Annotated in this window: 11 protein-coding genes, 1 tRNA gene and 1 pseudogene; 5 read left to right on the top strand and 8 right to left on the bottom strand. The window is 62.4% G+C overall.

Annotation, left to right across the window (positions count from 1 at the left end; translation table 11 throughout):
• The 6 genes and pseudogenes from C487_RS16290 to C487_RS16265 all read right to left on the bottom strand — a co-directional run.
• A pseudogene (locus C487_RS16290) lies at positions 1-429 on the bottom strand (CRISPR-associated endoribonuclease Cas6); the annotation flags it as partial.
• A gap of 765 nt (positions 430-1,194) precedes the next feature.
• On the bottom strand, positions 1,195-1,473 hold the full coding sequence (locus tag C487_RS16285; protein WP_006186923.1) for a hypothetical protein: 279 nt from the start codon (positions 1,471-1,473) through the stop codon (positions 1,195-1,197).
• A 132-nt stretch (positions 1,474-1,605) separates the two neighbouring features.
• Positions 1,606-2,733 (bottom strand): DUF63 family protein, encoded by a 1,128-nt coding sequence (locus tag C487_RS16280; protein WP_006186922.1) that lies wholly within the window; start codon positions 2,731-2,733, stop codon positions 1,606-1,608.
• Between the two features lie 87 nt (positions 2,734-2,820).
• The gene (locus C487_RS16275) at positions 2,821-3,624 is read right to left on the bottom strand and encodes an inositol monophosphatase family protein (RefSeq protein ID WP_006186921.1); all 804 of its coding nucleotides are present in this window, start codon (positions 3,622-3,624) and stop codon (positions 2,821-2,823) included.
• A 233-nt stretch (positions 3,625-3,857) separates the two neighbouring features.
• On the bottom strand, positions 3,858-4,103 hold the full coding sequence (locus tag C487_RS16270; RefSeq protein ID WP_006186920.1) for a hypothetical protein: 246 nt from the start codon (positions 4,101-4,103) through the stop codon (positions 3,858-3,860).
• 471 nt (positions 4,104-4,574) lie between these two features.
• Positions 4,575-4,657 (bottom strand) — tRNA-Leu (locus tag C487_RS16265).
• Positions 4,658-5,226: 569 nt separating this feature from the next.
• On the opposite strand from C487_RS16265, the gene C487_RS16260 reads away from it, so the two are divergent.
• Positions 5,227-5,727, top strand: coding sequence for a hypothetical protein (locus tag C487_RS16260; protein ID WP_006186919.1), 501 nt, complete (start codon positions 5,227-5,229; stop codon positions 5,725-5,727).
• 427 nt (positions 5,728-6,154) lie between these two features.
• On the opposite strand, the gene C487_RS21765 is transcribed toward C487_RS16260, so the two are convergent.
• On the bottom strand, positions 6,155-6,283 hold the full coding sequence (locus C487_RS21765; protein ID WP_006186918.1) for a hypothetical protein: 129 nt from the start codon (positions 6,281-6,283) through the stop codon (positions 6,155-6,157).
• 202 nt (positions 6,284-6,485) lie between these two features.
• Between C487_RS21765 and C487_RS16255 the strand changes: the two genes are divergently transcribed.
• The 4 genes from C487_RS16255 to C487_RS16240 all read left to right on the top strand — a co-directional run bounded on the left by C487_RS16255 (position 6,486) and on the right by C487_RS16240 (position 9,204).
• Entirely contained in the window at positions 6,486-6,980 is a 495-nt protein-coding gene (locus C487_RS16255; RefSeq protein WP_006186917.1) for a DUF309 domain-containing protein, read from the top strand.
• Positions 6,981-7,229: 249 nt separating this feature from the next.
• Positions 7,230-8,027: a M14 family metallopeptidase gene (locus C487_RS16250; RefSeq protein ID WP_006186916.1), complete on the top strand. Its 798-nt coding sequence runs from the start codon at positions 7,230-7,232 to the stop codon at positions 8,025-8,027.
• Positions 8,028-8,155: 128 nt separating this feature from the next.
• Positions 8,156-8,500 (top strand): glutaredoxin family protein, encoded by a 345-nt coding sequence (locus C487_RS16245; RefSeq protein WP_006186915.1) that lies wholly within the window; start codon positions 8,156-8,158, stop codon positions 8,498-8,500.
• Positions 8,501-8,619: 119 nt separating this feature from the next.
• Positions 8,620-9,204 carry a DUF7110 family protein gene (locus tag C487_RS16240; RefSeq protein ID WP_006186914.1) on the top strand — a complete coding sequence of 195 codons (585 nt, stop codon included), beginning with the start codon at positions 8,620-8,622 and terminating at the stop codon, positions 9,202-9,204.
• A 68-nt stretch (positions 9,205-9,272) separates the two neighbouring features.
• Here the strand turns inward: C487_RS16240 and C487_RS16235 are convergent, their stop codons facing one another.
• The gene (locus C487_RS16235; protein ID WP_006186913.1) at positions 9,273-9,839 is read right to left on the bottom strand and encodes a hypothetical protein; all 567 of its coding nucleotides are present in this window, start codon (positions 9,837-9,839) and stop codon (positions 9,273-9,275) included.
• Between the last annotated feature and the right edge of the window lie 138 nt (positions 9,840-9,977).

Below are 9,977 nucleotides of genomic sequence, written 5' to 3'. Positions count from 1 at the left end.
ATCGTGGTCGGTGTCGATGCCGTACTCCTCGAAGCGCCACGGCGGGATCCGAACTAACACGCCCGTCCCTGTCTCGATCGTGCCCGACGTGCCCGGTTCGCCCACGTCGGTCGCCAGCCCGTTGACCGAATCGACGTGGAAGGGCATCTGGCCGATATTTAACTCTCGGTCGTCTTTGAGATCGGCCGCAACGTTGGCGAGCAGTTCCTCGTGTGGCGACGCCACGAGTAATGTTCGCTCGTCTCCCTCTCGCATGTCTCCCGGCGGGAACGGATTGCTATACGTGAACCCCTTCGGACGACCCTCATCGTGTATCTCGTCGTATTCGGTTCCGTCAAGCGCGTTCCAGATCCGACCTCGAAGCTTGTGATGGTACGTATTGTCGTAGGCCGTGTCCGCACGTGCTTGCAGGTGTGCTATCACTCGCATTCGTGTCTCTCCCGATTTCGTGTCATTTTGTCATTGCGGTACGCTTACCGATTGTATCATCATAAATGTGATTGTGCTAGAGTGAAAGTGGAACCCAAAGGGGTCCATCTGAAACTAGTTTTGGCCCGCAGCGGGTCCGAACAAACTTCAACTGCTTCGGGATCCAACTGAAATCAATCTGTACTACGGGCATACGTTGAGAGACTGGAATTTGGTTTAGTTGTTTTGTCTGTCTTCTGCTGTCTTCACGTCCGTATTCTCGTCTCGAATGTGTGATCGTTCGATCCAGTTCAGCGTCGGCCGAATGTCAGGTCGTGCGATTGGTGGGATTATATTGATGACTCTCTTCGGAGCAACCAAATCCCTAAATCGGACCGACGCGTACGCTGAAATGCTGCTAATGCAGTCCGAGTGGGATCAGCCGCTCGGTTTCGGCGGAATCAGGGCATCTTTCCTTGGTCAGGCGGTGCCCTGAATATCTCATTAGGGAGGGGGATACATAGTTCAGGGTAAGCAGCCGATCCTAACAAGAAAGGGGTAGGGTGCAACTGGCCCTAATAAGAAAACTGAAGAGCATCATTGTCCAACTCATAGAATTTTCACTTAGCTTTGAACACCTGCAATAGCCATAATTCAATCTCTTTAGCAGCACTCTATATTTCTCACTCATTGTGATGAAAACTAAAATGCCCTTGAGCAGAGCCTACGAAGTCCGTTGCCAGAGTCGTAGCAGGGAGAAATCCAGAACGGGATGAAACACAGATTCTATAATAGTATTCGTCCCATGTCGTCCATCGCCCGGATCGCGTGGACGAGCTGGCGGTCGTCGGCCCGCTCGCGTTCGGTCACCGCGGCCCGCGTCGCGGCCGTCGTCGCCTCGCGGAGGGCGTCGTAGTACTCCTCGGCCTCGCTTGCGAATCCGGCCTCGACCGCGAGGGCGGGCCAATCGCGGGACTCGTCGGCGCTCCCCTGGCGAATCGCGGTCGTCATCGCGTCGGGATCGTCGCGGTCCCCGGCCGCGAACCAGCCGTTCGTCTCACTCATGCACGCTCGTTCCCGCCGCGGGCGATTAAACTCCCCGTTCGCGGTCGCGCCACTCGCGCGGTCGTCGGGAGCCCGGGCTCGAAAGCAACGTGAGCAACGAGCCGAATACGATGACGCGCAAACCGGGGCCGATCAGACGCCGAACGTCGCCCGCAGCATGTCGCGGGTCCCGGGACCCAGGCCGACGGCGACGACGGTGATCATGAGCAAGACGGCGTAGCGGGGGCTGTCCTCGAAGACCGTCTCGTCGAAGATCCAGATGACGAAGACGGCGGCCGCGATTTTGACGAGCAGGAACGGCCAGGCCGACCCGGTGGCGGCGACGATATTGGCGGGCAACACGTCGGCCGTCGTGTTCGCGATCGCCCGGTTGATCGGGTGTTTCGGGACGAGGTTGGCCGGCAGGCCGAGGGAGGTCGCCCAGTCGAGGCCGACGACGTTCGCGACCCCGTCGACCGCGTGGGCCCAGATGACGACGAGCCCCATAGACCGGGTGCCGCGGTTCAGTTCCGGGGCGACCCGCTCGAGTGCGATCCAGGTGAGCGCCGTCGTGAGCGTCGCGCCGACGAGCACGACGAGCGGAACGAGCGGGTGAAACTCCGCGTAGGGTTCCGTCGCGGCGACGAACGCCAGATACGCGATCGTGATCGTCAGCGCCGCGGTCCCGATTCCGGCCAGCGGGTACTCGTAGCCCGAGACGTAGCCGGTGCGGTCGAGCCACACCGATGTCACGACCGCGAAGAGGGCGATGAAGAAGACGGTAAAGTAGATCAGCGGGCTGATGATGAACCCGGACCACGGGAGCTGGATGGCCATCTCGCCGGTCGCCTCGAAGGCCGTCGCATTGACGTCCTCGACGACCCGCAGCGCGCCGCCGAAGAGCATGAACGGGAACAGGGCGAAAAAGCCCGCGCGGTACCGTTCGATCTCGAGGCGGCGAATGAGGAAGATGACCCCGGTCAGTAACAGGACCAGCGTCGGGATGTAGCCGCCGTAGGAGACGAAGGTGTAGCCCGGCTCGGCGGTCGGACCGGCACCGGCACCGGCCTCGCTGCAGGGGATTTCTTGGCCGCCGGCCCAGGCGACGCAGTTCCAGCTGTGCGCGTCGGCGACTACCGGCCCCCAGAAGTACTGCCAGATGAAATCGACGTACACTCGCTGGGGGAACAGGACCGCGCCGAGGACCACGGCGGCGGCGAGACTCGCGACGGTCGCGGCCCAGACGCGCTCAGCCCCGAACCGGTCGATAAAGTCGTCCATACCGGAATCCGATAGTGGCGGCCGCTTACCGTTTCCGGTTTCAATGCGCGGCACTTTCCGATCGGCTGACCGGGATCGGCCCGCGGCTCACGCGACGATTTCGCGGGTCGCAGCGAGCAGTTCGTCGTGAACCGCGCCGTTCGAGGCGACCAGGCCCGTGCTGTCGTGTCGCCAGCGGTTCCCCTCGAGGTCGGTGACGACCCCGCCGGCCGCGCGGATCGACTGTACGCCGGCGACGGTATCCCACGGGTTCGTTTGCAGGTTCGTCATCGTTCCCTCGAGCGTGCCCGATGCGACCAACGCGAGTTCGAGTTGGGTACAGCCGTATCGGCGCATGTCGCCGAACCGATCGACGACCGCGCGGGCGGCCGTGGCGTACTGATCGCGCTGGTCGAAGTCCCACCAAAAGGTCGGGCAGACGGTGGCGGTTTCGGGGTCGGTGCAGTCGCTGACCGACAGCGGCTCGCCGTTGCGGAAGACGCCGTCCGGGCCGACGCGGTACGTGTCCGACAGCGCGGGACAGTCGAAGGCGGCGGCGACCGGCTCGCCGTCGACGACGGCCGCGACGGCGGTGCCGAAGGCGCGCGAGCCCCGTACGTAGTTGTTCGTACCGTCGATGGGGTCGACGATCCAGGCCGGACCCGTTTCGGGGACCGTCTTCAGCGCGTCCTCCTCTTCGCCGACGACCGGATCGTCCGGGAACGCCGTCCGGATGGTCTCGATGACCGTCTCCTGTGCGTCCCGGTCGACCTGCGTCACGACATCGGTTTTCCCGTCTTTGTGCTCGATGTCGAGGTCGGTTCGAAACGAATTCGCCGCGACGGTGGCACCGTCGGCGGCGGCCTGCATCGCAACGGCCGCCCGTCTGGTGTCCGACTGGGGCTCGTTCATGCCCCATCATCGGGAGTCGTGGGTGAAAAGTGATCCTACCTGTCGTCCCGCGGCCCGACCGGTTCGCGCCGAGCGCGACGCCGCTGTCGGGCCGGTGAAACGGTCCCGGAGAGCGCGCTCGAGGCCCCGTTTACGAGCCGGCCGATCGACGGAGGATGTCGACAGTGGTGGTGGTTCCGATGGCTCCCGCCGCCCGGCCGGCTGGCCGCCGGGGCTCGAGTCGGAGCCCCGGATCAGTCCTCGCGGTGGACGAGCGCGGGCGGCACCGAACAGCCACAGGGGCTGACCGAGCCGGTCATGGGACCGGAGACGGTGAGGAACGCGATCGGGTCGCCACAGCGCGGACAGTCGGGGGGCGACGAGTCGTCGCGGTTGGCGTCGGTGTCGTCGCGGTTGGCGTCGGTGTCGTCGCGGTCGGCGGTGCTGCTGTCGCAGGCGTCGGCGTCGTCGCTCTCGTGGTCGTCGCGGCCGCTACGCATGCCGACCACTCCGCGACCGTCGATGCATAGCCGAAGCTGGTTCCGTCGGGCGATTCCGTGGTCGTGCGGGACGTTTATATCCCGGTAGAATGTATGCAAGCATGGCAACCAAAGCGGGGCGCTTTGGAAGCCACGTCTCGGGTGTCTTAGCACCCGGGGCATTTGCGTGCAGCCCCCTATATTCTGGAGCGTGGCTTCCACTTTACCAGTTGACGTGTTGGGACTTATATCTACTGCTTACGGCGCGGAACGGATCGTTCTCGAGAGCGAAACGAGCACGAAACGCGCCAGTAACACGCCAAGCACACGCTTGGACCGGGAGCCTCGTCGCTCGAGCGGGCGACCCCGTCGCGGGGCCGAACGGCGACCGGGCCGACGAGCGAACCGCCGAGCCGGTGGCTGGTCGCGTTCGGATCGGCAGCAGAAGTTTGCGAGGGCAAGACGCTCCGTCTTGCCGCGCACTGTGGTCAGTGCGAGGGGAGGGGATCGAACCCACGAACTCCTACGAGAGCGGATCTTGAGTCCGCCGCCGTTGACCGCTTGGCTACCCTCGCACGCTACTCGCACAAGGCCGTTTCAGGCTTGTCCGAGTCTATTTTCGTCTCGGGCCTTTGGCCCGCATTCCTACCAAAGGATGTCGGACATATAAACCCCCTACGGTATCGGACTAACAGCACTCGCGATAGAGAGACAATACAAACTTGTTGTATCTTTCCTCCCCTCCGGTAAATAATAGAACCAATACAGGTAACGCACGCCTCCAATATAAATATCGTTTTATAATCATTCAGACACAATCCATAGACGAAATATATGGGAATAGAATGAGAGCCTGACTTGATCTGCGCACTCACAGAAGAACATGCGTTACTCTGTTGTAACCCATAATCAGTGAGAAGTTCCGGGAGTTATATTGAAGCGAGGACGCGTGTACAGCACAGACACGTTCCAACAGTAACCACTGACAGTCAATACACACCTGATCGCAGGACGGCGTTGCGATCAGTATGTAACTCGTTTCAGTTGCTACTATAGCAGACATCGACTCGATTCGATTGATACAGGCGGCTACCCCCGGTCTACAGTAGATTTATTACTATTGAAATGATGTTTATCACACGTCATGTTCGCTATCGGCCTTAATAGCCCGGTCGAGAGACGGGTAGCTGAACCCATCCTCGCCGTCCTTTCGATCCTCTTGATGGCCGGGGTAGTCAACGAATCCGTGATTCTTTTCGACACTATCCTCGAATTGCTTTGGTTTCCGGTAACGACACTCATTCCCGGTCTCCTCGCCTTTTCGGTTCTGGTCGGTACGCTGGCACACGGAATCCGACTTAGTTCGGCAGTTCTCGGTTCCGGCAATCGGATCCAGTCCGGTGACATGGCGGTGACTCGGATCCTCGCCTCAATCGTGCTCGGAGCCCTCGCCGCGTTCACCCTATTGTGGGCCGTTGGAAGCCTGTACAGCCACTATCTGGTGGAAACGGGCGGTGTTTCCCCATCGATTTGGGCGCTGTTGTTTGGGGGTGTACTTGGTGTCCTCGTTTTGGTACGGGCCGTGTTCTTTCGGTTGTTTCCAGAGGGGCCACTGTCCCAGCTGAGTGGTCTATCCGCCGAGTGATCCTGTATCGCGTGCTTTTCCAGTCTCTACTGAGCATGATCGCTGTCGGCGTGTACGTCACGTTCGAGAGTCGGAGTGTCAATAACTTGCCATTAGTTACACCGGTATATCCGATCGTCCTCCATTATTCGAATAACCCGTTTTCCGTTCTTTCCAGCGGAGTATTGATGACGGCATCGGAAGAACCGCACTACTCGCGTCTACTGTTTTCCCATCCTGATTCCCCTTCTCGGAGTCGCTTTGCTGGTCATCGTAATCGTGTGGCACGAGATCACCGAGTTACTCCACCGTGAGCCGTCTCTATTCCTTCGTGGCAGGCTCTAATTTCGTCGACGCCTCGAGCCGCCGTCGGCGAGGACCACTCGCTCCTCGGGTTCGACCACCGGTCTCGAGCGCGGGCGCGACGACGGCGGATCGGTCCCGACGCTCAGGCCGTCCGGGGCTCGAGGTCGGCCGCCGTGTACCGCCGCTCACAGTTCAGACACTGGTACCCGCCCTCGATGTGGGCGTAGAGGCGTTCGCCGCAGTGCTCACACCGACCGTAAGGCTGTGCCATCTAGTCCGTACGATGGGTCGAACCGGCATAAATTCGGTGCCTACAAGCGATAGGGTGTGCGTAACCGACGGAATTACACGCATACCGACCCTCCAATCGACTATGGCCGAACACACCCGCGCCCCGGACCGCGACTCGCGCGAGTGGACGGCGACGGACCGCTCGAGCGGAGCCGAACCACACCAGCGGCTCAGTACGACCCATGGATGAGCACACCCGGGACTACACCGTCGGCCCGCCGACCGAGGGGAACCCGACCGGATGGCGTCGGGGACGACCCGAATCGAACGGATGGGAACACGGCACGCTGCGTCGGGCCGTGGTCCACGGCGTGGCACTCTTTAACGCCCGCGCGTTTCACGAATCGCACGACTGTTTCGAAGCGGAGTGGTACAACTACGGACGCGGAACGACGGAAAGCGCGTTTCTGCACGGACTGGTGCAGGTCGCGGCGGGAGCCTACAAACACTTCGACTTCGAGAACGACGACGGGATGCGGAGCCTCTTCGAGACGGCGGGGCAGTACCTCGATGACGTGCCGAACGACTACTACGGCGTCGATGTCCGCGACGTCCGGACGACGATCGCGAACGCGCTGGGCGATCCGACGGCACTGCACGGCTGGCGGATCGAACTCGACGGCGGCCGGCCGGAAGCGACGGAGATCGATTTCGAGTACGCCCGCGGGCTCGACTAACCGCCGGTGGGACGATCCCGCCCGCCGGCCGACCGCCCGGCCCCTCGAGACGGACGGCACCGTCCGATTCGCGGACTCCGCAGCCACGTCGTGACTCCGTGGCCGTGACAGGTCCGCCCCGATCGGGTGGGCGGCGCTGCCCATAGCGGCTGGCAGTGTCGCGGTCCCGGCCGACCGGTCACGATCGCTGATTGGTCGGTCCTGCGAGAGACCGAATCGCCTTTCACGCCGCGGCCCAAGTATCGTACAATGAGAGTTGCACAGCTCGGGTCGGGAACGCCGGAGATCGCAGTCGTCGCGGGCATCCACGGGGATGAACCCTGTGGCGTCCGTGCCGTCGAGCGACTACTCGACGAACGCCCGACCGTCAACCGTCCCGTCAAGCTCGTCGTCGCCAACGAGGCGGCGCTGGAACGACGGGTTCGCTTCATCGACGAGGACCTCAACCGTACGTTCCCCGGCGATCCGGACGCCAAGACACACGAAGGGCGGCTCGCGGCCGCCCTCGTCTCGGAACTCGAGGGCTGTCTGACGTTCTCGATGCATTCCACGCAGAGCCACGCCGACCCCTTCGCGATCGTCAACGGGGTCAGCGAGACGGCGACGGAAATCGTCCCGCAACTGCCCGTGGCGGCGATGGTCGAAACGAGCAACTTCGCGGACGGACGGCTCTTTTCGGCCGTCGACACCGTCGAAGTCGAGTGTGGTCTTCAGGGCTCGGAGACGGCGGCCCAGAACGCCGATCGCCTGACTCGCGCCTTCCTCACCGCTGTCGGCGCGTTGCCCGGCGACACCGTCGACCGCGAACTCCCCGTCTACCGGCTCACCGACGTCATTCGGAAACAGCAGGCCGACACCTACGAGGTCTTCGTCGAGAACTTCACGCCGGTCGAGGCGGGCGCACCCTTCGCCGCCGCCGACGGCGACGAACAGGTCGCCGACGAACGCTTCTATCCCGTCCTCATGTCCTCGAACGGGTATCGGGACGTCTTCGGCTACGCCGCGGAGAAGCTCGACGTCCTCGAGACGACGACCGCGGCCGACTGACCGGTCGCCCCGACGACCCACCGTCCTCCCGACCCGCCCGGTATCCGACCCGGAGCCGACCGGCCGCGGTCGGGCTCGGGAGTATGGATGACACAAGGCATATCCCCGCCACCGCCGTACCGTAGATCATGGAGTTCCCACCGAACCAGGGTCTCGACCAGGACGAAGTCAACCAGCAGGTCGCCGACGCCATCGAGGAAAACGAGGTCGTCCTCTTCATGAAGGGGACCGAACTCATGCCCCAGTGTGGCTACTCCCGGAAGGCGCTCGGCCTCATCGACCAGTACCGCGACGACTACGAGACCGTCGACGTCCTCGAGTCGCTCGACGAGTTCCGGACGGCTCTCAACGAGGAGAGCGGCTGGGAGACCATCCCGCAGACGTTCGTCGACGGCGAGTTCGTCGGCGGCTCCGACATTCTCGAGGAACTCGACGAGCGCGGCGAACTCGAGGCGACGCTTACCGACGCGTGAGCGGCGATCGCCCGGGAGCAATGTCTCCCGACTGATAGTTCACGCATCTAATAGCAGGTCATATAAGTCACGCGCTCGTACTTACAGACCACGACTATCGCCGTACACACCTTCCCACAATGTCAACAGAGGAATCCAGACACGTTTATCGGCTGCATTCGACGCTCGAACTGCCCCTTGAGGACCTTCGTGACCACATCGACGACGCGACCTTCCCCGATGGAATCACCGATGTCGAGATCACGCGGCGAAACAACACGCTGATTCTCAAAGCCGTCGCTGAGGATCAGTCGGTGAGCAAGTACACCCCGACGGCACAGCTCAAAGCCAGCGTCACCGAAAATCGGGTCTACGAAGAGGACCCGGACGAGCGCCGCCAGAAGTCCTTCAGTTGGGACGAGGAAGAAGAGGAGGAGATCGAGTCCGAACTCGTCGAGTTTGCCGCGTTCAAGGGCGACCGCGAGACCGTTCTCCAGAACTCGCTGTTACAGTATCAGATGTTCCTCGTCCTCTGTGGTATCGCCGAAGCCGCCGAGAAAGGCACCCTGACTGCGATCTCGGAGCGGGACGGCGACCTCGAGGCGACCAGGATCGTCGACGGCGAACCCCGACCGGCGGACATCGAAGTCGTCGAAGGCCCGCGCGACCACGGCTCCGGACAGGGCGGCGTCAACTGGCGGGATAACAAGTTCATCACCGACTGAGAGCGGCCAACCCGTCGGCAACGGGCGTGTGACACGACAGCGCGGAACGCCGTCTCGCTGGCATCGAGTCAGCCGTTCGGATCGCTCGTACGGAGTTCGAGTTCGACCGAATCACCGTCGGCGATCGTCCCGGGAATGCGGTCCGTTCCGTAGCCGGCGTCGAGCGCGAGCCCCAACTCCGTCGTCTCCCCCTGTGAGAGCGGAACGTAATTCTCGGGCTCGTCGAGTCGGGCGATCCGTTCGGGTCCGGAGAAGCCGCCCTCGGGAAAGAGCATGATGCCACCGGTCGGCGGCACCACCACGGATAACTCGAGCGTGTGAGACGATCGGTTTTCCGCTTCAATGAGGTTCGGAAACGCCGTGACCGAACCCTCGTTTACACCCTCTCCCGGGTCAGTCACACCGTTTTCGACAGCGGTCAAGTCGATGCTGATCGACCCCTCGCTCCCCCCGGTCACGAAATCGGCGGCGTCGCCCGACCCGGACGCGAGCCCCAAGAGGGCAGCGTCGTCGACCGTGGTAGAAACGCTGACCCCGCGATCCGCTTCCGTTCGACTGAACGCGCCGGTACCGAACGCGGTCCCGCCGCCGACGACGATCGCACCGAACCCGATTAAAACCGTTCGACGTTTCATAACCCCCAGTCACCTCTGTCGCGCGTACATCAAAGTTTAAGGTTGTTACTCATTCGTCTTTAGCTAAGACTCACACCTCGGTTGCGTAGCGGTAGCGAGCGTCTCCTGTAAGACCGGACGTTGCTGGTGAATCTTCTG

Origin of the sequence: Natrinema pallidum DSM 3751, assembly GCF_000337615.1 — an archaeon.
Taxonomy (GTDB): Archaea; Halobacteriota; Halobacteria; order Halobacteriales; family Natrialbaceae; genus Natrinema; species Natrinema pallidum.
Note: the sequence above shows the minus strand (reverse complement) of the source record. Positions and strands in the feature narration are given on the sequence as shown.